Origin of the sequence: Raineyella fluvialis (genome assembly GCF_009646095.1) — a bacterium.
Classification (GTDB): domain Bacteria; phylum Actinomycetota; class Actinomycetes; order Propionibacteriales; family Propionibacteriaceae; genus Raineyella; species Raineyella fluvialis.
Genome location: NZ_CP045725.1, coordinates 107,542 through 130,968, shown reverse-complemented (window position 1 = coordinate 130,968; position 23,427 = coordinate 107,542). Strand labels below are relative to the sequence as shown.

The 23,427-nt window shown below is 69.8% G+C and carries 23 protein-coding genes and 2 pseudogenes; 13 read left to right on the top strand and 12 right to left on the bottom strand.

What is annotated here, in order from left to right; all coding sequences use genetic code 11:
* The first annotated feature begins 2 nt into the window (after positions 1-2).
* The 9 genes and pseudogenes from Rai3103_RS00550 (at position 3) to Rai3103_RS00510 (ending at position 9,947) form a co-directional block, all read left to right on the top strand.
* Positions 3-1,328, top strand: a complete 1,326-nt coding sequence (locus Rai3103_RS00550) for a CaiB/BaiF CoA transferase family protein (RefSeq protein WP_153570932.1) — start codon at positions 3-5, stop codon at positions 1,326-1,328.
* 49 nt (positions 1,329-1,377) lie between these two features.
* Positions 1,378-2,661 carry an MFS transporter gene (locus Rai3103_RS00545; RefSeq protein WP_153570931.1) on the top strand — a complete coding sequence of 428 codons (1,284 nt, stop codon included), beginning with the start codon at positions 1,378-1,380 and terminating at the stop codon, positions 2,659-2,661.
* A gap of 75 nt (positions 2,662-2,736) precedes the next feature.
* On the top strand, positions 2,737-4,395 hold the full coding sequence (locus Rai3103_RS00540; protein WP_194793207.1) for an AMP-binding protein: 1,659 nt from the start codon (positions 2,737-2,739) through the stop codon (positions 4,393-4,395).
* Positions 4,392-5,159 carry a hypothetical protein gene (locus Rai3103_RS00535; RefSeq protein ID WP_153570929.1) on the top strand — a complete coding sequence of 256 codons (768 nt, stop codon included), beginning with the start codon at positions 4,392-4,394 and terminating at the stop codon, positions 5,157-5,159. Before Rai3103_RS00540 ends, Rai3103_RS00535 begins: the two co-directional genes overlap by 4 nt.
* Complete coding sequence (locus Rai3103_RS00530; protein WP_153570928.1) at positions 5,156-6,148, top strand: electron transfer flavoprotein subunit alpha/FixB family protein; 993 nt, start codon at positions 5,156-5,158, stop codon at positions 6,146-6,148. Before Rai3103_RS00535 ends, Rai3103_RS00530 begins: the two co-directional genes overlap by 4 nt.
* Positions 6,130-6,894 carry an electron transfer flavoprotein subunit beta/FixA family protein gene (locus tag Rai3103_RS00525; RefSeq protein WP_153570927.1) on the top strand — a complete coding sequence of 255 codons (765 nt, stop codon included), beginning with the start codon at positions 6,130-6,132 and terminating at the stop codon, positions 6,892-6,894. Before Rai3103_RS00530 ends, Rai3103_RS00525 begins: the two co-directional genes overlap by 19 nt.
* Before the next feature lie 9 nt (positions 6,895-6,903).
* Positions 6,904-7,878: an electron transfer flavoprotein subunit alpha/FixB family protein gene (locus Rai3103_RS00520; protein ID WP_228489046.1), complete on the top strand. Its 975-nt coding sequence runs from the start codon at positions 6,904-6,906 to the stop codon at positions 7,876-7,878.
* Positions 7,875-8,780: a cytochrome b/b6 domain-containing protein gene (locus Rai3103_RS00515; RefSeq protein WP_153570926.1), complete on the top strand. Its 906-nt coding sequence runs from the start codon at positions 7,875-7,877 to the stop codon at positions 8,778-8,780. Before Rai3103_RS00520 ends, Rai3103_RS00515 begins: the two co-directional genes overlap by 4 nt.
* A gap of 25 nt (positions 8,781-8,805) precedes the next feature.
* Positions 8,806-9,947, top strand: a pseudogene (locus tag Rai3103_RS00510) (acyl-CoA dehydrogenase family protein).
* Between the two features lie 18 nt (positions 9,948-9,965).
* Here the strand turns inward: Rai3103_RS00510 and Rai3103_RS00505 are convergent.
* Positions 9,966-10,892: a uridine kinase family protein gene (locus Rai3103_RS00505; RefSeq protein WP_228489045.1), complete on the bottom strand. Its 927-nt coding sequence runs from the start codon at positions 10,890-10,892 to the stop codon at positions 9,966-9,968.
* Between the two features lie 71 nt (positions 10,893-10,963).
* Positions 10,964-11,362, bottom strand: coding sequence for a hypothetical protein (locus Rai3103_RS17205; protein ID WP_228489044.1), 399 nt, complete (start codon positions 11,360-11,362; stop codon positions 10,964-10,966).
* Positions 11,363-11,759: 397 nt separating this feature from the next.
* Here Rai3103_RS17205 and Rai3103_RS00500 point away from each other — a divergent pair, with 397 nt between their 5' ends.
* Together Rai3103_RS00500 and Rai3103_RS00490 are read left to right on the top strand one after the other, a co-directional pair.
* Complete coding sequence (locus Rai3103_RS00500) at positions 11,760-12,854, top strand: type I restriction enzyme HsdR N-terminal domain-containing protein (protein WP_153570925.1); 1,095 nt, start codon at positions 11,760-11,762, stop codon at positions 12,852-12,854.
* A 381-nt stretch (positions 12,855-13,235) separates the two neighbouring features.
* Positions 13,236-14,324, top strand: a complete 1,089-nt coding sequence (locus Rai3103_RS00490) for an ImmA/IrrE family metallo-endopeptidase (RefSeq protein ID WP_194793206.1) — start codon at positions 13,236-13,238, stop codon at positions 14,322-14,324.
* Positions 14,325-14,405: 81 nt separating this feature from the next.
* On the opposite strand, the gene Rai3103_RS00485 is transcribed toward Rai3103_RS00490, so the two are convergent.
* The 9 genes and pseudogenes from Rai3103_RS00485 to Rai3103_RS17200 form a co-directional block, all read right to left on the bottom strand.
* Positions 14,406-14,861, bottom strand: coding sequence for a group II truncated hemoglobin (locus tag Rai3103_RS00485; RefSeq protein ID WP_228489043.1), 456 nt, complete (start codon positions 14,859-14,861; stop codon positions 14,406-14,408).
* Between the two features lie 55 nt (positions 14,862-14,916).
* Positions 14,917-15,705: an ABC transporter permease gene (locus Rai3103_RS00480; protein ID WP_153570922.1), complete on the bottom strand. Its 789-nt coding sequence runs from the start codon at positions 15,703-15,705 to the stop codon at positions 14,917-14,919.
* Positions 15,702-16,673, bottom strand: a complete 972-nt coding sequence (locus Rai3103_RS00475; RefSeq protein ID WP_228489042.1) for an ATP-binding cassette domain-containing protein — start codon at positions 16,671-16,673, stop codon at positions 15,702-15,704. The genes Rai3103_RS00480 and Rai3103_RS00475 overlap by 4 nt, the downstream gene beginning before the upstream one ends.
* Before the next feature lie 55 nt (positions 16,674-16,728).
* A complete protein-coding gene (locus tag Rai3103_RS00470; RefSeq protein WP_153570920.1) occupies positions 16,729-17,376 on the bottom strand; it encodes a PIG-L deacetylase family protein in 648 nt (215 codons plus the stop codon).
* Positions 17,377-17,437: 61 nt separating this feature from the next.
* The gene (locus tag Rai3103_RS00465; RefSeq protein ID WP_194793205.1) at positions 17,438-17,962 is read right to left on the bottom strand and encodes a hypothetical protein; all 525 of its coding nucleotides are present in this window, start codon (positions 17,960-17,962) and stop codon (positions 17,438-17,440) included.
* Positions 17,963-18,038: 76 nt separating this feature from the next.
* Positions 18,039-18,572 (bottom strand): cupredoxin domain-containing protein, encoded by a 534-nt coding sequence (locus tag Rai3103_RS18100; protein ID WP_239022369.1) that lies wholly within the window; start codon positions 18,570-18,572, stop codon positions 18,039-18,041.
* A 6-nt stretch (positions 18,573-18,578) separates the two neighbouring features.
* A pseudogene (locus tag Rai3103_RS18880) lies at positions 18,579-18,827 on the bottom strand (multicopper oxidase domain-containing protein); the annotation flags it as partial.
* Positions 18,828-20,879: 2,052 nt separating this feature from the next.
* Positions 20,880-21,605, bottom strand: coding sequence for a hypothetical protein (locus tag Rai3103_RS00450; RefSeq protein WP_228489040.1), 726 nt, complete (start codon positions 21,603-21,605; stop codon positions 20,880-20,882).
* Positions 21,605-21,931 (bottom strand): hypothetical protein, encoded by a 327-nt coding sequence (locus Rai3103_RS17200; RefSeq protein WP_228489039.1) that lies wholly within the window; start codon positions 21,929-21,931, stop codon positions 21,605-21,607. Before Rai3103_RS17200 ends, Rai3103_RS00450 begins: the two co-directional genes overlap by 1 nt.
* A 137-nt stretch (positions 21,932-22,068) precedes the next feature.
* Between Rai3103_RS17200 and Rai3103_RS00445 the strand changes: the two genes are divergently transcribed.
* Positions 22,069-22,731 carry a Crp/Fnr family transcriptional regulator gene (locus tag Rai3103_RS00445; RefSeq protein ID WP_228489038.1) on the top strand — a complete coding sequence of 221 codons (663 nt, stop codon included), beginning with the start codon at positions 22,069-22,071 and terminating at the stop codon, positions 22,729-22,731.
* A 33-nt stretch (positions 22,732-22,764) separates the two neighbouring features.
* On the opposite strand, the gene Rai3103_RS17195 is transcribed toward Rai3103_RS00445, so the two are convergent.
* Positions 22,765-22,998: an FMN-binding protein gene (locus tag Rai3103_RS17195; RefSeq protein ID WP_228489037.1), complete on the bottom strand. Its 234-nt coding sequence runs from the start codon at positions 22,996-22,998 to the stop codon at positions 22,765-22,767.
* 43 nt (positions 22,999-23,041) lie between these two features.
* Between Rai3103_RS17195 and Rai3103_RS17190 the strand changes: the two genes are divergently transcribed.
* The gene (locus Rai3103_RS17190) at positions 23,042-23,374 is read left to right on the top strand and encodes a hypothetical protein (protein ID WP_228489036.1); all 333 of its coding nucleotides are present in this window, start codon (positions 23,042-23,044) and stop codon (positions 23,372-23,374) included.
* Positions 23,375-23,427 lie beyond the last annotated feature (53 nt).

Below are 23,427 nucleotides of genomic sequence, written 5' to 3'. Positions count from 1 at the left end.
CAATGACAGTAACCGACCGCCTGGACGGTTTCGGTCCGCTGGCCGGTGTGACGATCGTCGAGCTGTGCGAGTGGGTCGCGGCACCGGCTGCCGCCCGCATCCTCGCCGAGATGGGCGCCGAGGTGATCAAGGTCGAGCCGCCCCACGGTGATGCCCAGCGCACCCAGGGGCCCGGCTTCGGGATCGACCGGACCGCGACCGAGGACCCCACCCTCGACCTGAACAACACGAACAAGAACTGGGTGGCGCTGAACCTGAAGCGCCCCGAGGGCATGACGGTGATGAAGCAACTGCTCGCCCGGGCAGATGTCTTCATGACCAGCCTGCGCAGCCAGGCCCTGGAGCGGCTCGGGCTGGACCAGGAGGCCCTCGCCAAGGAGTTCCCGCGGCTCATCTGGGCACAGAACCGCGGCTACGGTGAGTGGGGCCCGAACCGGGACGCCCCCGGCTTCGACGCGGTCGCCTGGGCCGCGCGTGGAGGTGTCGCCGCCTCGTTCCCGGAAGCCGGTCGGGAACCCGCGATCCCGCCGCAGGCCTTCGGGGACTACAACCATGCCGTCGTCATGGCGGCCGGCATCCTCGCGGCGTTGTTCAACCGGACGCGCACGGGCAAGGGCGAGAAGGTGGTGGGCAACCTCTACCACACGGCTCTGTGGGGCGGCTCCATCGGGATCCTGGCCACCCAGAGTGGGGCGACCTATCCCAAGTCGCGTACGCAGGTGCCGAACCCGTTCAACAACACCTACCAGACCGCCGACGGCAAGTGGCTACTTCTCTGCCAGCCTCAGTACGACAAGTACTTCGGCGCCATGATGAGAATCCTCGGGCTGGACGAATACGCCGGCGACGAGTCCGTGAACAGCCTGCCGGCGCTGAAGGCCTCCGGCAAGGCACCGCACGTCATCGGTCTGCTGGAAGGTGCCTTCCGGACCCGACCGATGGAGGAATGGACGACCCTCCTCACCGAGCAGGACGTCCCGCACCAGGCCCTCTTCCACTACGAGGACGTCATCGTCGACGAGGAGGCCCACGCCAACGACGCCCTGCGGACGGTCGAGTACCAGGCGTACGGGCCCCGCTCCATCGCGACCTCGCCGATCCGGTTCGGCAGCTATGGCGACCCGCCGCTGCTGCTGTCCAAGCCGACCGGCTACCACACCGTCGACTACCTCGAGAAGCTCGGCTACACGACCGAGCAGATCGCCGATCTCGAAGCCAGCGGCGCCGTCCTGGTGTGGCACGGCGAGGCCGTTCCCGACACGCTGTTCCGCTCCCGGCGCCAGGTGGTCCCCGACGCCCCACCGAAGCGGATCCCGCACCGGACCTGATCCCCGACCACGTCTGATCCCACCCTCCCTCAGAATCTGGAGTCGAACCATGAGTGCTCCGACAGTGTCGCGGCAGGCCGCGCGCCCGGCCGGACTGAGCATCCGGCACACGCTCGTCGTCGTCACGGGCTGCATGCTCACCCTCGGCTGTTCCGCCCTGGCCTTCTCGACCTGGGGGCTGTTCCAGCCGCTCGTCGCCGAGAAATTGGGCGTCACCCAGCCGCAGTTCGCCGGCTACATCACCGTCATGTACCTGACCATGACCGCCATGTCCCCGTTGGCGGGCAAGGTGTTGCAGGGCTTCGACATACGGCTGGTCCTGTCGGCGGCCGCACTGCTGGTCGCCGGCGGCTTCCTGCTGATGAGCGTCGCGACCTCGATCTGGGTGTTCTACCTCGCCGGGATCGTGATGGGCGCCGGAACGATCTTCATCCTCTGGCTGGCCGTCCCCACCCTGATCAACCGCTGGTTCGCCCGACGGGCCGGTCTCCTGATCGGTGTCTGCATGGCGTTCACCGGCGTCGGCGGGGCACTGTGGTCGGCCGTGTTCACGGTCCTGACGAAGTCCGGGTGGGACTTCCACGGCCTCTATCGCCTGTGGGCCGTCATCGCGCTGTTGACCTCGCTGCCGTTCACCCTGTTCGCCGTCCGCGGCCGCCCCGCCGACGTGGGCCTGTTGCCGTACGGCACCGACCTGGGTGCCACCGGGAAGGCCCCGGCTCCCCGGGGACTCAGTGCCGCGCAAGCCATGCGCAGCCCCGTCTTCTACGCACTCTGCCTCGGCGCGGGTGTGATCAACATCGCCGTGTTGATCGCGATGCAGTTCCCGGCGTACGCGAAGACCCTCACGGACGTGCCGTGGGACCGGGTCGTGGTCGGGGGAGTGATGTCCTCCCTGATGATGACCGGGCAGGCGATCGGCAAGGTCACCATCGGCCTGGTCGCGGACAGGAGCCCGCGTAACGCCCTGCTGTTCGCGGTCTCCGCGGCCGTCGCCGGTGTGCTGCTGTGCTGGCTCGGCGCCGGCTCGCTGCCGTTGCTCTACACCGGTGCGTTCATCTTCGGATTCTTCTACGCCACTGCTCTGGTCCTCGTCCCGGTGCTGGCCAGGACGGTGTTCGGAGTGCGCGAGTACCCCATCATCTACTCCCGGGTCAGCATGGTGTTCAACCTGATCGCTGCCTTCGCGTCGGTCTTCTGGGCCACGCTCGGGACCAGGTTCGGCTTCTCCGCGGTGTTCGGGGTCGGCCTGGCCCTGCTCGCCGTGGTGCTGCTCACCTGCGGCTACGTGGTGCGCTCGGCGCGGGCGGTGCAGGCGCGGTGGAGTGAGTGACCCACGATGATCTGCAGCACCCCCGCCACCACCCCTCCTGGGGACCATCCCACAGCCGGGAGCATCATCGTCCCCATGATCAGTCCCGCCCTCGACGCCGAGTACCGCGCCGCCTCGCTGTGGAGCGACGCCGGCCTGTATGACCTGTGGCGTGCCGATCTGGCGACCTGCCCCGACGACGAGGTGGTCGTGGACTGCCGGGGCAACCGGGCGACCTACCGACAGGTCGACGACCGGGCCGCGCGATTGGCGGGTGCGCTCAGGTCGGCCGGTGTCGGCCGTGGCGACGTCGTGTCGGTCGTGCTGCCGAACTGGGCCGAGTACGTCGCCGTGATCGTCGCGTGCCTGAAACTCGGGGCGGTGGCGAATCCGACCCTCCAGCAGTACGGCTTCCACGAACTGCGGTACCTGCTGGAGCTGAGCCGCGCGAAGGCGCTCGTCATAGTGGGCCGGTTCCGGTCCATCGACCACTGGGAGGACCTGCGGCGCCTCCAGGCGAGCTCACCGTGGCTGCGGACGATCCTGACCGTGGGCGCGGACGCGCGGGAGGACGACGCGTACGGGACGCTGGACCAGGCGATGAGCGGTGAGCCGCTGCCGGAGACGGCCTGCACACCCGGCGGCGGCAGCGACGTGGCCGCCGTGCTCTTCACCTCGGGGAGTGAGGCGTGGCCCAAGGGCGTGATGCTGACCCACAACAACGTGCTGGCGAGTGAACGGGGCTTCGTGGAGGCCCTCGGCCTGTGCCGCGGTGAGCGGATGTTCATGCCGGCGCCCCTCGCCCATGCCACCGGCTACCTGCACGGCCTGGTGATGCCGATCATGGTCGGCGGGAGCGTCATCCTGCAGGACCGGTTCTGCGGCGCCGATGCCCTGCGGCTGATCAACGCCGAGCGGGCCACCTGCACGATGGGATCCACCACGATCGTCGACGAGATCCTCGCGGCCGCGCGGCAGGGCGACGGGTTCCACCCGGGTCTGGCCCGGATCTGCTGCGGTGGCGCGCCGGTGCCCTCCTGCCTGGTCGAACGAGCGCTCGAGCTCGGCGTCCGCGTCCACTCCGTCTACGGCTCGACGGAGAGTGCCCCCCACACCATGACGCGCCCCGGCGATCCGGTCGAACGGGTCATCCACACTGACGGGCGCGCCGTCCCCGGGACCCGGATCCGCATCGTGGACCCGGTGACCCACCGGACCCTGCCGCCCGGGGTCGAGGGCGAGGAGGCCTCCCGTGGTCCCGCCGTGTTCGCCGGCTACCTGGCTGATCCGGACCGTACGGCCCTCGCGCTGGACGCCGACGGGTGGTACTACTCCGGTGACCTCGCCGTGATGGACACCGACGGGTACATCCGCGTCACCGGGCGGATCAAGGACACCATCCTGAGAGGCGGGGAGAACATCTCGGCCCGCGAGGTCGAGGAGCTCCTGCTCCAGCACCCGGCGGTCCGCGACGTCGCGGTCGTCGCCATGCCCCATCCGAGGCTCGGGGAGTCCTGCTGCGCGTTCATCGTGGTGCAGCCCGACGCGCACGCGCCCAGCCTGCAGAGCGTCCGAGCCTTCTTCCGGATGATGGAGGTGGCGCGCTTCAAGACCCCCGAACGGGTGGAGTGTGTCGAGGCGCTCCCGATGACGCCCAGCGGCAAGGTCCGCAAGGCCGTCCTGCGGGCCCAGATCGCCGCCCTGATCGCCCAGGAGGGGCCCCTTCCCGAGGACTGTCAGGGGGAGGCTCGATGACCGTCGTCGTCGGCTACCTCTGGGTGGCCCCGCCGAAGGAAGCGACGGTGGCAGCGGACGGCACCGTCAGCTGGCCGGGCGCACACCGCGTCGTCGGGGACAGCGAGAGGGTCGCGATCGCCTTCGCCCAGGAGCTCGCGGAGGCGAGCGGGGATCGCCTCGTCGGGATCACGGTCGGGGACGACCTCACCGCGGCACCCCAGGCCGCGGGTGCGGGGCTGGCCCGCGGACTGGACGAGGCGCTGATCGTACGGATGCCCCAGGCGCCGGGAACCACGCAGGCGGCCACCGCCCTGGCCGCGGCGGTCCGCGACCTCGGGGACGTCCGGGTGGTGGTGATCGGCAGCGCCGCCTCCGACACCGGGACCCGGATGTTCGGGCCGTGCCTGGCCGGGTCCCTGGGCTGGCCGGTGCTCGTCGACGTGCTGGACGCCGGGTTCGACGATGCCGGCCTGTGGGTCGTCAGCGAGGCCCACGGGACCTCCCGCCGCTACCGCGTCGACGGCCCCGCCGTCCTGTCCGTCTCGGTCGCGTCGCGTACGCCCCGCCAGATGGGGCTGGCGGACATCCTGGCCGCGTCGCGCCGCCCGTCCCGTACGGTCACCGCCGAGGCTCTGGCCGTGCCGCCGATCGCCCCCGTGGTCGTCCGCGGTCGCGCCCATGTCGAGACCGGGCACCGCCTGGGACGGGTGATCCCCGCCGCCGACGCCGACCAGGCGGCCACCGAACTGATCGCCGAGCTGGCGACGAGGGGGATGCTGTGAGGATCGATGCCTGGCTCGTCGTGGCCGAGGACTGCGCCCCCGAGTCACTGCTGGAAGCGGCCCGCCGACTCGGCGGCGTCGTCTCGGCCGTCGTGGTCGGGACATCGGACCTGGCCCGTCGGGTGGCCCGCACCGCCGACCGGGTCGAGTGGTTCCCCACCACACCCGAGATCCCCGCCGAGGCCTGGTCGATCGCCGTGGCCGACCTGCTCGCCACCGAGGGGGCCCGCGTCACACTGGCCGGCAACGGTCCGACCTCCCGCACCGTCCTGGGCGCCGTGGCGGCCCGCCTGCGGGCGCCCCTGCTGGCGCCGGTGGTCGACGTCAGCGCCACCCGCGAGGGTGTCGTGGCGACGCGGTTGGTGTACGGCGGGATCGCCGTCGAGCATGACGAAGCGGCGGGACCGGCCTGCCTCGTGGTGGAGGGAAGCACCCCACGGTCGGCCGAGACGGACGACGTTCTGGGCGAGGTGCACGGGCCGGCCGACGTGCACGGGCCGGTCGAGGTCCACCGCGTCGAGGCCACCCCGCTGGCGATCAGCTGTTCCGTCAACGCCCCACCCGACCGGATCGAACGGGACCTGGCCAGCGCCGACCGCGTGATCGGCGTCGGGCGCGGACTGGGCGACCCGGCCTTCCTCACCGACGTCGAACGCCTCGCCGAGGCGCTCGGAGCCCAGGTCGCCTGCAGCCGCCCGGTCGCCGAAGACCTCGGCTGGTTGCCGCGCGACCGCTACCTGGGGGTCTCCGGGCGCCGGATCGCCCCGAGGCTCTACCTGATGCTCGGGATCTCGGGGGAGATCCAGCACATGATCGGTGTCCGCGACGCCGGCCTCATCGTCGCCGTCAACAGCGACGTACGGGCCCCCGTGGTGTCCGGCGCCGACATCACCGTCGTCGGCGACCTGCACGCCGTGGTTCCCGCCCTGCTGCGGCAGCTGACGACGTCGTCCCGGAAGGAGCCGCAACCATGCGTAGCGTCGTCCTGATCAAGCAGGTGCCCGACAGCGACGACTCCCGCGATCTCGATCCCGGCGGCAGGATGCTGCGCACGGGCGGTAAGCAGGTCCTCGACGAGATCGGCGAGCGCGCGCTGGAACTGGTGCTCGGTCATCGCGAGGCCACCCGCTCCGGGGAGGTCGTGGCGATGGCGATGGGTCCGAGCGGTGCCCGGGACGCCGTACGATCCGCCCTCGCAATGGGGGCCGATCGGGGTGTCCACCTCTGTGACGAGCAGTGGGCCGGCGCCGACCAGATCCGCACGGCCAGGGTGCTGGCCGCAGCGGTGCGCCGCGAGGAGCCGGACCTTGTCGTGGCGGGCCGGGCGTCGAGCGACGGGGCCGGTGGGGTGGTCCCCGCGCTGGTCGCGCACCTGTTGGGGTGGCCTGTCCTGTCCGACCTCGCGTCGGTGGACCTGGGGGAGGGGGAGGTCACCGGAACCCGGCTGACCGACCTCGGGACCGTCTCCCTGCGGGTCCTCCTGCCGGCGGTCATCACCATCACCGACCAACTGCCCGAGGGCCGCCCGCCGACGCTGCGCGGCGTGCTCGGAGCCAGACGGAAGCGACTCACCACGACCGATGCGGCGGACCTGGGCATCGGCGGCCCGGATCCGAGGACCGTCGTCCTCTCCTTCGAGCGTCGCCGCCGACGGGCCGCCGGCGTGAAGGTGACCGATGACGGCACCGCGGCCGCGCGCCTGGCGACCTTCCTGGCCGATCGTCGACTCATCTGAGGGGAGAACGTGCCAACAGCATTGGCTTTCATCGAGCTCGACGCCTGCGGTCGGGTGACCGCGGACGCCGCCGAGGTCCTGGCGGGCGCCGCCCGGGTGGGAGAGCCGGTCGCCGTCGTCGCCACCGACGGCGACCCGGATCCCCTCCTGGCCCGCCTGGCAGAGGCGGGGGCCACCGACGTGGTCCTCGCCACCCACCCGCTGGCCAGGCCCGGGACCGCGGTCCCCGCCGCCGCCACGATCCTGGCGGCCGCGGCCCTCGCCACGCCCGCGGCCGTCATCCTCCCGCACACCCGGTGCGGACGTGAGGTCGCCGCCCGGGTCGCCCTGGATCTGAGCGGCGGCCTGCTCACCGATGTGGTCCACATCGCCGGCGGCGACGCTCTCACCACCACCCAGTCCGTCCTCGGCGGTGCCTGGAGGGTCGTCGCGGGCGTCGTGTCCGGTCCGGCCGTGATCACGCTGCGCCCGGGCTCGCTGGGCGAGGTACTGCCCGCTGCGCGCCCCCGCGTCGTACGGGTGGAGATCGATCCCGATCCACGTCTGATCGAGGAGGTGCGGCTGGTCGCGCCGACCGCCCCCGTCGCCTCGCGTCCGGACCTGCGCTCGGCCCCCGTGGTCGTCGCGGGCGGGCGGGGGATGGGGTCCGTCGACGGGTTCGCGCTCGCCGGGCGACTGGCGGACGAGCTGGGCGGCGCCGTCGCGGCGTCCCGGGCCGCGGTGGACGCCGGCTACGCGACCCGCGCCCTGCAGGTGGGTCAGTCCGGGGTGACCGTCACCCCGGACCTGTACGTGGCGCTGGGGATCTCCGGCGCGATGCAGCACCAGGCGGGGATGTCCGGGTCGCGGACGGTGGTGGCGGTCGATCTCGACCCGACGGCCCCCATCTTCGAGGTCGCCGACTTCGGGGTGGTCGGCGACGTGCACACTGTGGTCCCGGCCCTGATCGACGAGATCCGCGCCCGCCGGGAGGCCCTGCGATGATCGGCACGACCGTTGCCGGGACGCGGCGCGCCGCCCGGGTCCGGATCCTCGCAGCGGTCGGTGTCGGCCTCGGGGCGCTCGTCCTCGCGGTGGTGGCGGCACGATGGGTCTGGACCTGGCCGGCGGTGGCGGCCTTCGTGCGACGCTACCCGGGCGTCGCCGCCGGATCGTCGTACCGGGGGACGCCCGCCTGGGTGGCGGTCCTGCACGCGGCGAACCTGTTCCTCCTCGTGCAGATCATCCGTTCGGGTCTGGTGCTGCGCCGCGGTGGTCGTCCCTGCGGGCACTGGACCCCGCGTACCGGCCGCCGCAAGGGGGAGCGGGTCACCGTCGAGCAGTGGTTCCACGTCGCGCTCGACCTGGTGTGGCTGCTCACGGGCCTGGTGTTCGTCGTCCTGCTGATCCTCAGCGGTCGGTGGGTCCGGCTGGTCCCGACGACTGTGGACGTCGTCCCAAACGCGCTGTCGGTCGCCCTGCAGTACCTGTCGGGACATTGGCCGGAGCCGAACGGCTGGCTGGTCTACAACGCCCTGCAGCAGTTGGCCTACGGCGGCGTCGTCTTCGTGCTGGCGCCGGTCGCGGCCCTCACCGGACTGCGGATGTCACTGTGGTGGCCGCCCCGGCCGAAGCTCGACCGCTGGTTCACGGTCGAACGCACCAGAGCGCTGCACGCCGCGGTGATGGTGCTGTTCGTCCTCTTCGTGGTCATCCACGTCACGCTGGTGGCCTCGACCGGTGTCGTCCGCGCCCTTGACCACATGTTCGCCGCCCGCGACGGCGAGTCGCTGGCCGGGGTCTACGTGCTGGTGGGCGTCCTCCTCGTGAGCGCCGCGGCCGTCGCGGCGGCACGCCCGGTCATTCTCCGCAGTCTGGCCGGGCTCACCGGCCGCGTCACCCGCTAGCCCGTTCCCCCGGAGGCCTCGTCTCATGCCCTTCTTCGAACCCGAACAGGACGACTACCGCGACCTGGTGCGCGATGTCGTCGACCATGAGGTGCGCCCGCACTACGCGCAGTGGGAGGCCGACGGGCGCGTCGACCCGGCTATGTGGCGGACGGCGGCGCAACGAGGACTGCTGGGCCTGGAGGTGGACCCCGAGTACGGCGGGATGGGGCTGCGCGATTGGCGGTTCCGCCTGGTGGTGATCGAGGAGTTGGGCGTCGCCGGTGCCGCGTCGCTCAACACGGCGTTCGCCGCCCACGACGACCTGACCCTGCCGGCGATCATGTCGCTCGGCTCGGAGGACCTGAGGCGGCGATGGCTGCCGAGCATGGCCGCGGGGGAGGCGGTGGGTGCGACCGCGCTGACCGAGCCGGGGGCGGGCTCCGACCTGGGGTCCATCCGGACGCGGGCGGTGGCCGACGGCGACAGTTGGGTGCTCAACGGACAGAAGGCCTTCGTCTCCAACGGCGCCGCGGCGGAGGTCCTGGTGGTGGCCGCCAGCACCGACGGCGGGCAGAGCCTCACCCTTTTCGCGGTGGACGGCGACTCCCCGGGGATCGAGCGTGGCCGCCATCTCGACAAGCTCGGCCTGCACGCAGCCGACACCGTCGAGGTCTTCTTCACCGACTGTCGGGTCGCGGGCGACAACGTCCTGGGAGGAGTGGGGGAGGGCCGCACCCACCTGCGCGGCCTGCTGCCCCGTCAGCGGCTGGCGCAGGCAGCGATCAGCTGGGCCGAGGCGACCGGAGCGCTGCGCTGGACCGAGGAGCACGTGTTCGCCCGCCGCGCCTTCGGGCAGCGGATCGGCGACTTCCAGAACACCAGGTTCACCCTCGCCGAGATCGAGACGGATCTGGACGTGACGCGCTGCTACCTCGAGCGGTGTGTGGAACGGCTCAACGAGGGGTGCTGTCCCCTGTCGAGGCGGCCAAGGCCAAGTGGTGGGCCGGTGAGCATGCCGTCGCCGCGGTGTCGCGACTGCTGCAGCTCTTCGGCGGCTACGGCTTCATGGAGGAATACCCCATCGCCCGGGCTTTCCGGGACAGCAGGGTGCAGACCCTCTACGCCGGCACCACCGAGGTGATGAAGGACCTCATCGGCCGCGACATCGCCGGGCGGCACCGCTGAGGGTCGGTCCCGGCAGGGTCACGGGTCGAAGTAGATGCTGCCGCCGATGAACTCCCGCAGCAGCGAGTTGAACGGCACCTTCGAGCTGTCGATCGGGTCGAAGAACGTGAGCAGGTTGAGCAGGCGGTCGCGAGCGTCCCGCACCCGGCTGTCGTCTCCGATCCGCTGCAGCACCGCCTCGGCCGGGCGACGCAGGGCGTTCAGCTCGTAGACCATGCTCGAGTTGAACATCACGTCGGCATCCTCCTGGAAGCGGAAGATGTTGCGATACTCCCCGCGGCGCACGCTGGCCCATCGCTCGAGGGTCTGTTCGGCCGGGGTCCCGCGGTCCCGGTCGTCGCGTACGATCCGGCGGATCAGCCGGATCTCGGAGGTGGGCACCCGATTGACCAGGTCGACGTTCAGACCGCCCAGCGCACTGACGTGGATCTTGTACAGCCGATTGCGGTCGATCCTGCCGACGAGGGCCGGGTTGAGCGCGTGGATGCCCTCGATGACGAGGATCTCGTTCGGCCCGACCTGGAGCGTCGTACGGTGGTCGGTGCGGCGCCCCGTCACGAAGTCGAACTCCGGGACGTCGACGGGCTCACCGTCGACGAGTCGGCGGATGTGGTCACGCAGCAGCGGCAGGTCGAAGGCCTGCGGGACATCGAAGTCGGGCAGGCCATCGGCGTCCACCGGGGTCCGGTCGTGGTCGAGGTAGTAGTTGTCCAGCGACAGCCCGACCGGCCGGAAGCCGTTGACGAACAGTTGGGTGTTGAGCCGGCTCAGGAATGACGTCTTGCCCGACGAGGAAGGGCCCGCGATGAGCAGGGCGCGCAGCGCCCGCTGCTGGGTGAGGATCGAATCGGCGATGAGAGAGATCTTCTTCTCGTGCAGGGCCTCGGCGATCCCGATCAGCTCCAGGTGCCGTCCGGACCGGATGAAGGCGTTGACGTCGGCCACCACTTCGATGCCGACCAGGGTGAGCCATCTGCGCCGTTCGGCGTAGGCCGCCTCCAGCTTGACGGGCGGGATCAGCGGGGCGTCGGCGCCCTTGTCGATGTCGCCGAAGTCGACGATGAAGCCGTGCGAGAACGGGACCAGGGTGAACGGCTCGACCGCCGAAGGGCGGGTGAGGGCGGGTAAAGGGTGTGCACCACGAGGCCGTCGACGTCGTACACGTAGAAGCCACCCTCACGCCCGACGAGGGGGATCGGTTCGTCCCGCGCCACCCAGGCCCGCAGCAGTTCGTCGATCCGGGCCACCTCCCGGGTGGACAGGTCCGAGTCGACGAGATGGCAGAAGATGCTTTCCAGGATCGAGTACGAGGTCTTCAGCCGCTCCTCGGGGAACAGGTCGTGTGCCGCCTTGATCAGGCCGAGCTTGACCGTCTGGCGTCCCTGACGCAGATGCGTCTCCTGGGTCTCCGGCATGGACAGCCCTCCATCACGAAGTTCCGATCAGAAGAGCCTATGCCTTCGATCCCCCGGGCGGCGGGGCAATGCTCGATGAGCGTACGACACGGCGCCGACACGACAACGGGTCGGTGACCTTCGTCCAGCAACTCCTCACGCGAGACACGCGGCAGGGAAGTGGTCGGAGCGGAGACTCCGCCCCACCAGCACCAACGTGACCGGACAGCGCCAGCCAGCGGACGAGGATCCAGACAATGACGATGATCCTCCGTACGAGGTGACGTCCGGTCACCAGGCCCGCGCCGCCCGCCCAAGGCGCAGGAGCAACGGCCCCATCAGGGGCAGGATGAGGCCGGAGAAGAGACCAGGGCAGGCCGGACTGTCCGGGCTGAGTACAACACAAGGGGGACGCATCGTGGCGTTCGAGGATGCACTGAGCGATCTGGCGTCGAAGGTCTCGGAGTACCGGGACACACTGCAGACCGAGGAAGCGACGAAGAACGCGGTCGTCATGCCGTTCATCAGTCGCGTGCTTGGCTATGACGTGTTCAACCCGGCCGAGGTTGTGCCCGAGTTCATCTGTGACATCGGGATCAAGAAGGGCGAGAAGATCGACTACGCGATCATGCGCGATGGCGTGGTCCAGATGCTCATCGAGGCGAAGCAGATCGGCACGCCGCTGACCCTGGAGAACGCCGGGCAGCTGGTCCGCTACTTCCACGTGTCGAACGCTCGCATCGGGGTCCTCACCAACGGGCAGTACTGGAACTTCTACACCGACCTCGACAAGTCGAACATCATGGACGAGAAGCCGTTCCTCCGGCTCAACCTCTTCGACGTCGACCCGTACACGCTGCCTGAGCTGAAGAAGCTCACCAAGTCCACGTTCGACCTGGAGTCCGTCCTCATTGCGGCAGAGGAGCTGAAGTACGTCTCGGCATTGAAGGCCGAGATCGCTCGCGAGTTTGCCGACCCCGACGAGGACTTCATGCGCCTGTTCGCCACACGGGTCTACGAAGGGTCGCTGACCGCGAAGATGCGCGAGTTCTTCCTCGGGATCACCCGGAAGGCCGCGACGCAATACATCAACGACCGGGTGAACGAGCGGCTCAAGTCCGCCCTCCAAGGCCAAGGGCCTGCCATTGGCGCGGCCGTTCCCGTCCCGGACACCACGACGACGCTCGACGACACCGAGGATGAAGCCGACGTGGACCGGGGGATCGAGACGACCCTTGAGGAGATCGAGGCCTACAACATCGTCCGAGCTATCGTCGCCGCCCAAGTCCCTATCGACCGGATCGCCCACCGCGACACGAAGTCGTACTTCGGGGTCCTGCTCGACGACAACAACCGCAAGCCGATCTGCCGCCTGCACTTCAATCGCAAGCAGAAGTACCTCGGCCTGTTCGACGGCGAGAAGAACGAGACCCGCATCCCGATCGATCGAGTCGAAGAGATCTACAACCACGTCGACGCACTCCGGGCAACCGTCAGCGCCTACGCCGAGTGACACCGAGTGGAAGGTGGCACAATGTTACCTATCGGGTAACAAGGCAGCCCGATGGTGGTAAGAGTGAGGGCTGTCGACAAGCGCCTTGAGCGCCTTGCCAATGACGATGCGGCACGGACCAAGCAGCTCGGTGCTCAAGCTGCGAGACGCCTTCTGCTCCGGATCAACGAGTTGAAGTCCTGCTCGTCGGAGGCGGAGCTTAGGGCTGGACCTGGGAACTGGCACCCAGTGCTCCACGACTGGCCGGGCTGTCTGGCTGGAAGGGTGAGTGGTGACTTCCGGATCATCGTGGAACTGATGAACGACGGCGAACCGTACTGGCTGATCAAGGAGATCGGCCACGCATACGAGCACTAGGGGGTGAATGACATGGATGAATCAGTGGACTACTACGAGGTTGAGCCGGACCTCGCCGTGCCGACGGGTGAGTACGTCGAGGAGTGGCTCGAGGATCATGAGATGACGCAGGCCGAGCTGGCACGTCGGACTGGCGTATCTCGCAAGCACATCAGCACGGTGATCTCTGGGGCGCCCGTGAGCACGGAGTTCGCGACCAAGCTGGAGTTGGTCACCGGGGTGCCGGCCGAACGGTGGCTGGCCCTCGAGGCGACGTATCGGAGTGAGCTTGCACGGCTTGGCCTGGAGGAGAAGTACGCCCTACGGAGCGACATCCTGGATCTGTTCGGTCCCAGCCTTACGTACCTGCGTGAGCGCGAGGTAATCAAGGGGAACCGTCGGAAGCCGGGTCAACTCATCCTCCAGCTCATGGCGTATTTCCAGGTTGCCGACCCGGACGCGCTGCTCGCGCCGCGGAACCACTTCGCCTTGGCCTTCCGGCAGTCCGCTGCCATTCAGGTCAACGAGGCCAGCGTGAGCACGTGGCTTCGGACAGCCGAGCTTCATCGCTTGCATGAGCCGTTGAATACCCCGTTTGACCGCGACGGGCTCCAAGAGCTGCTGCCCAGCCTGCGCAGCCTTTCTCGGGAACTGCAGAGCGATCCTGGCGCGTGGATCAGGGCTTTGGCGGGCGTTGGCGTACACGTTATTCCCCTGGCCGAAGTGAAGGGGTGCCGGGCCTATGGCGCGACCTACTGGAGTGGCGGACAGCCGATCCTGGTCCTGAGTGCTCGCGGCAAGAACGATGGCGCCCTCTGGTTCACTCTCTTCCACGAGTTGGGTCACGTCCTGCTTCACGCCAACGAGGGTTTCGTGGAACAGCGGGACGGGGTGGAGGCCGTCGATGTCCGTGAGGAAGAGGCCAACCGCTTCGCAGAGGACGCGCTTGTTCCAGCGCGCTACCGACCGGAGCTGAATCAGCTGAAATCCAAGCATGATGTGAAGGTCTTCGCGATGAAGATCGGGGTCAGTCCCGGCGTCGTGCTCCAGCATCTTCACTACCACGATTACCCACGCTGGCCGCATCAGAACGGTACGGACCTTTTCATCAAGGTCCAGATCGGCGAAGACTGAGATCGGTTCCGACTGGGCCGTCTGCGCCCGCCCCTACTGTCGTTCCAGTGAAGGGAGTGGGGGACTGCGAGGGTGGGACCTTCAGGGGAGAAGTCCCTCCCAGGACCAGCGGGGGATCGTCAATCCTTCGGGCACTTCATCAGGGGACACCGGATAGGCGGCCATCGAGGTGGTCGTCGCCCAGGCGAAGTAGTCGTGCAGCGCCCTCGCGAGTGGCGCGTCCGTGATGCCTGTGTCCGCCAGCGCCTGGTCGAAGCACGCGATCGCGCGCTGGTCCATCTCCTCGTGGTCCCCGTTTCCGCTGTGGAGGCGGACCACAGTGGTCTCGTCGCCGTAGAGATCGGTGTAGGTGGTCGGGCCGCCGAGGGCCTCAGACCAGTAGGCGGCAAGCCGTTCGGTGTGCTCTGGATGGAATCCGTGTCTGAAGGCGTGGCTGACGACCTCGTCCGCCATCACCCGCAGGTGCCAGGCGTCGGCCAGTCGTCGGATTCCTTCCGCGCCGCCTGCGGCCTCGTACAGGGTCTGCATGGACACCATGGTCCTCCTTCGTGGTCCTCCCTCGCGGCGGTGATTCTTTCGCGGTTGGGCGCGGCTAGATCGTCGTCCGGGTCTTGCGGATGCCGACGGCCAGACCGACCGCCGCCGTCAGCGCCGCGGCGACGACGCCCCACAGGACGGCGCCGCTGGCGAAGGTGCCGCTGGCCAGCGCGCGTTCGGCCTCCACGATGTACGTCAGGGGACTGAACCGGGAGGCGACCTGCATCCACGCGGGCCCGGCCTCCAGCGGCAGCATCATCCCGGACAGGATCAGCAACGGGAACAACAGCGTCTGCTGGACGCCCCAGAAGACCCATTCGCGTCCCTTGCTGGCCAGCCCCAGCGCGTACGACAGGGCACCGATGCCGACGCCGAAGACGCCCAGCAGGATCAGGCCCGCCAGCAGGTGCAACGGATGGAGGCGGAAGCCGAACGGGACGCAGGCGATCGCGATGATCAGGCCCTGGACGAAGAGCGGCGCGAACTCCTTGAGGGCCCGGCCGACGAGGATCGCCGAGCGGTCCAGCGGGGTGGCGAGCACCCGCTCGTACGATCCGGTCATCAGCTCGTAGAGCAGGTTGGATCCCGTCATCGACGTCCCGAAGAGGCTGATCATCACGATCACCCCCGGCACGAACCACTGCAGCGGGCTGGTGCCGAGGGCCACCGGCCCACCCATCCCGCCGACGGCGCCACTCAGCAGCGGTCCGAAGAGGGCCAGGAAGATCAGGGGTTGCAGCAGGGAGAACACCAGCGAGAAGGGGTCGCGAAGGAAGAGCATGATCTCGCGGACGAACACCGCGGTGGTGTCGCCAATGAACTTCTGCACGGTCCCCTCGTTCATGCCCGGGCCTCCTCGCGCAGGCTGCGCCCGGTGAGGTTGAGGAAGACGTCGTCGAGGGTCGCTTTCTTCAGGTCCGCCGCCTGGACCGCGAGGCCGTGGTCCCGGAGACGCTCGATGGCGGCGGGCAGCACCCGGTCACCGTGGATGGTGGAGATCCTGGCGCGGACCTGGCCGGCCGGGTCGGCGCCAGGGTCCACCGTGATCTCGCCGGGGAATCCGAGGAGCGCCTCGCGGACGATCGTGCCGTCGCCGGTCGCGACCTGCAGCGTGATCAGGTCGTCGGCGTGGTCGCGCTTGAGGGTGGCCGGCGAGGCGTCCGCGACGATCCGGCCGTGGTCGATGATCACCACGCGCTCGGCGACGTTGTCGGCCTCGTCGAGGTAGTGGGTGGTCAGCACCAGCGTCATCCCGTAGTGCTCCCGCATCGTGACGATGTGGTGCCACAGGTTGGCCCGCGACTGCGGGTCGAGGCCGGTCGTCGGTTCGTCGAGGAAGAGGAGCGGAGGGCGGTTCATCAGTCCGAGGGCGACATCCAGCCGGCGTCGCTGGCCCCCGGACAGCGATTGCACCTTGCGCTTCGCCAATCCCGTCAGCTCCAGGGACTCCATCAGGTCGGCCGCACGGGCCCGGTATTCGGACGTCGGGAGGTGGTAGAAGCGGCCCTGGTTGTGGAGCTCGTCGAGGACCCGGTACGAGTAGCCGCCACCGGTGCCCTGACCGATGTAGCCGATCCGGGCCCGGACCTGGGCGGGCTCGTCGACGACGTCATAGCCGGCCACGTTCGCGGTGCCCGCGGTGGGGCGCAGCAGTGTGGTGAGCATCCGCAGGGTGGTGGACTTCCCCGCGCCGTTGGGTCCCAGGAACGCGACGAGCTCACCTCCTCGGACGTCGACGTCGATCGCACTGACCGCCTCGATGACGTCCTTGCCACGCCGGAAGGTCCGGGTGAGGCCCTGGGCTCTGATCACCGTTCCAGAGTGCCTCATGCCGAAGCGGTTGCGTAGCCCGTCGGCCCGGTGCGGTTCAGCGCGCAGCGCGCCGCAACCAGCGGACGTGCTCCTCGTCGCCCATCAGCTTCAGCCGACGCCACAGCACCGACGTCGGCAGGGCCTGGCTGGCATGAGCCTTGGCGGCCTCCACCTGGTGCTCCCGGGACACCTGCCACACCTCATCGCCCTCGGTGCCGATGAATCCCGCCGGGAACTCCGCGTTCAACGCGTCGGCGATCGGGGGTGACAGGGTCCAGGCGAGCACCGGAAGGCCGAGTTCGTCGGCGGCGGCCAGGCCGGCCGCGGTGGCGGCCCGGTGGTCCGGATGGCCGGTGATGCCCGACTCGTCCAGCACCAGGACGAGGTCGGCCCGCTGGGCGCGCGCCTGCTCGACGGCGACAGCCGCGAGTTCCGTACGGTCGATCGAGGCGAGGTCCCCGTCGGGGTACTCGCAGAGCCGTACGTGGGTCAGGCCGAGCTTCTCAGCGGCCGCGGTCAGCTCGCCGACCCGCAGCTCAGTCAGGTCACCTTCCACGCCGTGGAGAGTCGACGCCTCACCGCGGGTGTAGCAGAGCACCCCGCCCTCGGCGCCCCCACTGACCAGGGTGTCGAGGACCGCTCCGAGGCCGAAGGACTCGTCGTCGGGGTGGGCGACGATGGCGAGGACGGACGACGTTGGCATGGGGCCAGCATGCCAGAGGACCTCCCGGGTGGGGCCGGGTCCGCACCGGCAGCGACCGGCATCACCGGTCAGGACCGGGCGTCGGGCTCGGGGGCGTCGGAGCCGCGTCCACTGGCTCGTCGGGCTCCATCATGAACTCCCAGGTCAGCCCATGGGCCAACACGATGAGGAGCACCAGGAGGACACCGCCGACGGCCAGTGGTGCCAGACCCGCCCGCCGTGCCAGCTCGGGCGCCACCCCCAGGACGAGGATCGCCAGGTAGATCAGCGTGACGACCCAGCGGTGGCGACGGAACGGGCCCCGGGACCCGGCCTTGTCGGTCCGGAGGAGACGGACGGTCGACCAGAGGCCGACGAGCGCGGCGGCGCCGAAGCTGATCCGCCACAGGGCCGGCGTGCCCGGCGCGACCTGCGCCAAGGTCGCCATCAGCCCGGGCAGCAGGAAGGACAGGTAGGTGCCACCCGCCAGAGCCCGCTGCCGAGGGGAGGACTTCCAGTCCGGATGCTTCTGGATCACCGTCCACCACAGGCCGACCAGGGTGAAGCTGGTGGCGGCCATCAGGACGTAGAAGGCTCGCAGATCCATGGCGTCCTCGATCCTCGGGATGCTCCCTCTGCGTCAAGGGTGGCACACCGAGGGGTGGTGAGGACCGGCCAGCCCCTCAGCCGGTGACCGCCAGCACCCCGTGGGCCCCGCGCTCCGCCAGCGTCATCTCGTGGTTGACGACGGAGTAGTGGCCTGCGGCCGGAGGTGACAGCTCGACGAAGCCACCCTGACTGGCCAGCAGGTCCAGGGTCTGGCTGCCGCCGATGCCCGGCTTCGTGCAGGCACCGCTCGCCTGGCCCGGCGCCTGACCGCAGCGCAGCAACCAGCCGCCCTCCTTCCACACCGAGTCGAACTGCGCGCCGACGACATGGAAGGCCAAGGACTCGTTGGGTCCGGCATCCAGCACCCAGATCCGCACCCGCTGTCCCGCCTTCGCCGTCAGCGGCGTGCGGTCGTACTGGTTCGGGTAACCGTTGAAGACCACGGCGTCCGGCGTGCGGGCGGCGATCTTGTCGGCGTTGCCCGGGGCGCCCGCCGGTCCGTAGTACTGCTCGCCCTGGACCAGCAGGTACTCCTGGTCGACCGGCGGCAGGTCCGGCGGATCGATCACTACGGCGCCGTACATGCCGTTGGCGATGTGCAGCGACATCGGCATGGTGGAGCAGTGGTACATCCACACCCCCGCCTTCGTCGCGGTGAAACGGTAGGTGAGGCTCTCGCCGGGCTGGATCGTCCGCATCGGCTCGTCCGGCGCGAGTGCCCCGGCGTGGAAGTCGATGCCATGGCCCATGCTGCCGTCGTTGACGAGGGTGATCTCGAACGTGTCGCCCACCCGCCCGTGCAGCGTGGTGCCGGGTACGGTCCCGTTGAAGGTCCAGACCTGCTGGGTGACCCCGGGCGCCACCTCCTGCTGGGCCTCCTTGACGGTGAACGTGGCCTTGTGGATGGTGCCCTCCCCGACAGGCGGCAGCGTCGGATCGTACGCTGTCCACCCGGCCGCGGGGAGGCGTTGCGGTTCCACACCGCGTCGGGACCGGCGGTGGCGGCCGTCTGGCCCATGGTCATGGACCCCATCGACCCGGTCGATCCCGTCCCGCCCGATCCCGAGGCGGCCGGAGAACCGGTCGAGGACGCCGACCCCCCGGTGGTGGTGATGCTCAGGGTCATCCCCATCTGCTTGTGACCGGCGACCGAACACCACCCGGCGATCGAGCCACTGACGACACCCACGTCGAGGGTCGCCGTCTGGCCGGGGGCGACCCGACCGGTGGTCAAGCCGTTGGCCAGGGTGAGGTCGTGGGTCTGGCCCTTGGAATCGGAGTTCGTCACCTGGAGGACGAGATGGTCACCCAGGGGCACGGGGATCGTCGAGGGGGTGAACTTCATGTCAGCGGCCGTCACGCCCACGGTGGTCGTGTGCCCGGTGGGGGTGACATTCGCGGTCCCCGGAACAGCGGCCTGCTTCGGCGCGCGGACCACCGCGACGGGGTCGACCATGCCGGCCACCATGACGAGGAGAGCGAGGACGCCGACGGCGGCGGCGAGTTGGCCCTGACCCCGCCGGCGGCGGGTGAGCGCGTCCTCGGGACGCGGCGGCTCGGGGGCCACCCCGTCGCGCCGACGCACCCGTCGGACACCCGTGATGACAGTCGCGATCAGGACACCGATCGTCCAGGCCATCACCACGTAGACCGTCATCGACGTGGTGACCTTGACCAGGCTGGGCACCGGCAGCAGGAAGACCAGTCCGGCGGCGTTCGCCAGCACCACCCGGGCCACCGAGGCCTGGTCGGCGACGGCTGTGGTCCTGCGGACGATCGACGGGCCGCCACCGACGACGACGGGCAGCAGGTAGCTCAGGGCGCCGAAGAGGACCTGCGCGACGAAGCCGGCGGCGAACGGTCCGGTCAGCGCGTGCAGCCCCTCGACGCCGGCAGCCAGGTCCTTCGCGGTGGTGAGGTCGACCGCTACGGCAGCGACGCAGCCGGCCCACCAGAGCAGCCCCGCGAGCATCGACCAGGTGCCGAAGTCGTACGGACGCTTGGCCAGGGCCTCGCGCGTCAGCGGCACGGCGATCAGGGCCAGGCCGGCGAGGTAGCCGAGGGCGGCGAGAACGGCGACCCAGCGCAGTCCCGCCAGGGACCCCGCGGCGAGCAGCACCGTCGACGGAGCGAGCAGCCACCAGGCGCGACGACCGACGGTGACGGTCGCGTCGTCGGCGCGGGTCCGCAGCATGGTCGGCCACAGCGTGATCACCGTGCCGGCGATGGTGAGGCCGACCCAGCCGAGGAGGTTGAGGGCCAGATGCGCCAGCAGGTAGCGGGCGTGCTCCGCACCCATGTCGGGCACGGCTGCCAGCCGCGTTCCCAGCCAGGCGCCCACGGGCAGCATCAGGGCGGCGCTCACGTAGTAGCGCACGGTGATGGTGAACCGGGCCGGGAGGGAGGCGCGCACCCTGAATGCCAGGGTGACGGCGTGGGCGACCGCGGCGAGCCCCACCAGTGTGGCTCCGATCCACAACGACGGTCGATTGTCGGCGACGAGCCCCGCGACGACGCCGATCGCGCCGAGGTTGAGCAGGCCCAGGATCGCGGTGTCGCGGCGGCCGTGGTCGCCCGTTCCGCGCAGGATGGCGTCGGTGAAGTAGCCGGACCAGACGATGATCGCGTTGGAGACCGCGCCGAGCAGCAGCAGATGGACCATCAGCCAACGCGGCTCGGGGACGAACCGGTGGGACAGCACGATCGCGACGTCGGCCACCAGCCAGGCGAACATCGGCACCGAGCGCAGCAGCATCCGACGGCGGCGTCCGGTCGGGCGCCGCTCGGGGCCCGGTGCGGTGGTGTCCGGCGACGAGATCTGCACTGTCAGGCCTCCTGGCCGCGGGCGATGGTGGTTGTTGCGCCGGCACTGCTGGCGATGGTTGTGGCGACGAGCGCCAGCAGTGACAGCACATTCAGGGTGCCGGCGACGGCGCGCACCGGCTCGTTGCCGACCAGGTCGGCGACCACCCGCACCAGCAGCGACGCGTGCAGCAGCACCGCGACGCCCCAGAACGCGGGGTGTAGGGCAAGGGGCGACGCAACACGGCGGGCAGGATCACCGGGGCGTGGGCGAGGATCATCGACATCACGAACCCGAGGAAGGTGGCGTGCAGCACGGCGTCGTAGTGCAGACCTGACAGCGCCGGCCGCAGCCACAGCAGCCCCGCAACGATCAGCCAGGCGTACCCGGCGAGCAGGCAGGCGGCGCTGAACCGTGGCAGCCCGGTGGAACGTACGGTGCGCAGGGCGATGTCCCGGCTGCCGTAGAGGGCCGCGACGAGGATGAGGACCACTCCGAACGCGGGCAGCCCGCCGTCCGGGTAGAGGGTGGCGAAGGCGACAACGAGGACGACCAGCAGGGCCAGCAGCAGCGCCTGGCCGTCCCGGCGCTCGCGACGCTCCGTGTCGAGGGTCAGGTGGCCGAGCCGGGCGAGTTCGACGCGCTCACCGGCGATGGTGAGGAGCAGGAAGCCGGTCAGCCACGGCACCAGGCGGGGGATGTCCACGCCGGTCAGCCACAGTCCGGTGGCGCCGACGCCGAGGAAGGCGCCGGAGAACTGGATGGCCACCGCCGGATCGTACGAGCGCCGCCACAGCGGCAGGTAGACCGCGAGCAGGGTGGCCGCGCCGACCAGCATCAGCGCGCGGCCGATCCACAGGGGGCGGGGCTGAGGACGGCGAGCGCGCCGAGCGACATGCCCAGCGGGGCGGCGTACGCCCAGCGCCTTCCGGAGGCGACGGCACGCTCGAGCGAGATCAGCGAGCCGACGAACCCGACCGTCATCACCATGCCGTGGACGTCCGCGAGGCGGGTCACCACCAGGGGAGCGGGCAGGCCCAGAAGCAGGAGCCCCGCGTCGAGACCGAGGAGCAGCGCGATCCCACTGGGCACCAGCATCGCCAGTCGGGTGCGCCGCAGCGCCCTCAGGTCGGTGCCCCGCACCGCGCCTCCCTTTTTAGTCACGGAAGTAGTGTATAAATCCAGGGGGCGGCTGGCCAATCGACGGTCAGAACGGGTCCGAGGTTGATCGGACCACCGTGGCGGAGCCCGGGTGGGAGGCTGGAGGTATGACGACGTCGGCCGGAGGCGGTGACACCTGCGTGAGCCATGTACCGATCTTCCAGGCTCTGTCGGCGGAGGACCAGGCAGCGGTCGCCGAACTCGCCGTGCCGACCTCGGTGGCGAAGGGCGAGGTCATCTACCGGGCCGGTCAGGCCGTGTCCCAGTTGATGGTGGTGCACCGCGGCAGCATCCGGGTCGTCCGCATCACTCCCCGGGGCCAGGAGCGGCTGATCCGCGTCCTCGGGCCGGGGGACTTCATCGGCGAGGGTGCCTTCCTCACCGGCGAACGACCTGATCACTGGGCCACCGCGATGACGGACAGCCGGATGTGCGTCTTCCGCCACGAGGATCTCGCCGGTCTGGTCGCCCGCCATCCCGGGATCGGGCTCGTCATGCTCAACACGGTGAGCCGGCGACTGTCGGAGACGGAGCGCCGGCTGGCGGCCTCGACCTCCGCGGAGATCGATGTCCGCCTCGCGGACTACCTGTTGGACCTGCCCTCGCAGCGGAGCGGTGACCTGGTCCGCCTCACGCTGCCGTTGGCGAAGAAGGACGTCGCCTCGCTGCTCGGGACCACCCCGGAGACCCTCAGCCGGACACTGGCCCGGATGGCCAAGGACGGCCTGATCGCCCTTCATGGCGCCCGCGACATCGACCTTCTGGATACCGACGCACTGGTGGCGCTGGTCGAGGGGCGCTGAGCGCTCTCGCTGCGGGCCCGTTGATGGACCGGGTCAGGCGTTGAAGCCCGCCTTGGTCAGTGCGGACTGCAGCGACTGCTGGAACCCCGCCGAGGTGTAGGTGGCCCCGGAGACCGCGTCGACGTTGGCCGACTGGGCCTGCAGTGCCTCCTGGACGAGGGCCGGGGCGGCATAACTGTTGATCCGCTGCGAGTGCCCGTCGCTCGGCAGCTGCACCCAGGTGATAGCGGTGATCTTGCCGCCGGTGATGGTGGTCTTGACCTGCATCGCACCGTAGGGGGAGGAAACCGCTGTCCCGGTCACGGTCTTGGTGCCCGAGCTGGACGACCCGCTCGAGGACGAGGAGCCGGAGCTGCTCGCGGATGAGGAAGCGGAGCTGCTCGGCGACGAGCCGGAGCTGCCTGAGCCGGAGCTGCTTGAGCTGCCAGAGCTGGAGCCGGACGGCGTCGTGCCCGATGAGCCGGTGGTGCCTCCCTGGGCAGTGGTCGTGCTGGACGTCGGGTTCAACGCCAGGACGCCCGCCACGGCGGCAATGGTGGCGCCGGCAATAGCAGCGGGCTTGACGATCTTCATGGTGATGCCTTCCAGTCGTGATGTGCTGGCACCACCAAGACAACGACGGGACTCTTTGCCGGTTCTGTGAATGCTGTGGGGCCCGCTTGGGAGTCCGTCGTGGCCTGAAGGACCGCTGAGCCG

Excerpts from the sequence above, each read along its gene's own strand:
- Rai3103_RS00545 (WP_153570931.1), top strand. The coding sequence starts at position 1,378 with ATGAGTGCTCCGACAGTGTCGCGGCAGGCCGCGCGCCCGGCCGGACTG.
- Rai3103_RS00515 (WP_153570926.1), top strand. The coding sequence starts at position 7,875 with ATGATCGGCACGACCGTTGCCGGGACGCGGCGCGCCGCCCGGGTCCGG.
- Rai3103_RS00550 (WP_153570932.1), top strand. The coding sequence starts at position 3 with ATGACAGTAACCGACCGCCTGGACGGTTTCGGTCCGCTGGCCGGTGTG.
- Rai3103_RS17195 (WP_228489037.1), bottom strand. The coding sequence starts at position 22,998 with ATGCAGGTCAAGACCACCATCACCGGCGGCAAGATCACCGCTATCACC.
- Rai3103_RS00465 (WP_194793205.1), bottom strand. The coding sequence starts at position 17,962 with ATGGATCTGCGAGCCTTCTACGTCCTGATGGCCGCCACCAGCTTCACC.
- Rai3103_RS00535 (WP_153570929.1), top strand. The coding sequence starts at position 4,392 with ATGACCGTCGTCGTCGGCTACCTCTGGGTGGCCCCGCCGAAGGAAGCG.
- Rai3103_RS00470 (WP_153570920.1), bottom strand. The coding sequence starts at position 17,376 with ATGCCAACGTCGTCCGTCCTCGCCATCGTCGCCCACCCCGACGACGAG.
- Rai3103_RS00485 (WP_228489043.1), bottom strand. The coding sequence starts at position 14,861 with ATGGTGTCCATGCAGACCCTGTACGAGGCCGCAGGCGGCGCGGAAGGA.
- Rai3103_RS00450 (WP_228489040.1), bottom strand. The coding sequence starts at position 21,605 with ATGCTGGTCGGCGCGGCCACCCTGCTCGCGGTCTACCTGCCGCTGTGG.
- Rai3103_RS00525 (WP_153570927.1), top strand. The coding sequence starts at position 6,130 with ATGCGTAGCGTCGTCCTGATCAAGCAGGTGCCCGACAGCGACGACTCC.
- Rai3103_RS18100 (WP_239022369.1), bottom strand. The coding sequence starts at position 18,572 with ATGTCGCTGCACATCGCCAACGGCATGTACGGCGCCGTAGTGATCGAT.
- Rai3103_RS00540 (WP_194793207.1), top strand. The coding sequence starts at position 2,737 with ATGATCAGTCCCGCCCTCGACGCCGAGTACCGCGCCGCCTCGCTGTGG.
- Rai3103_RS17205 (WP_228489044.1), bottom strand. The coding sequence starts at position 11,362 with ATGCCGGAGACCCAGGAGACGCATCTGCGTCAGGGACGCCAGACGGTC.
- Rai3103_RS00480 (WP_153570922.1), bottom strand. The coding sequence starts at position 15,705 with ATGAACGAGGGGACCGTGCAGAAGTTCATTGGCGACACCACCGCGGTG.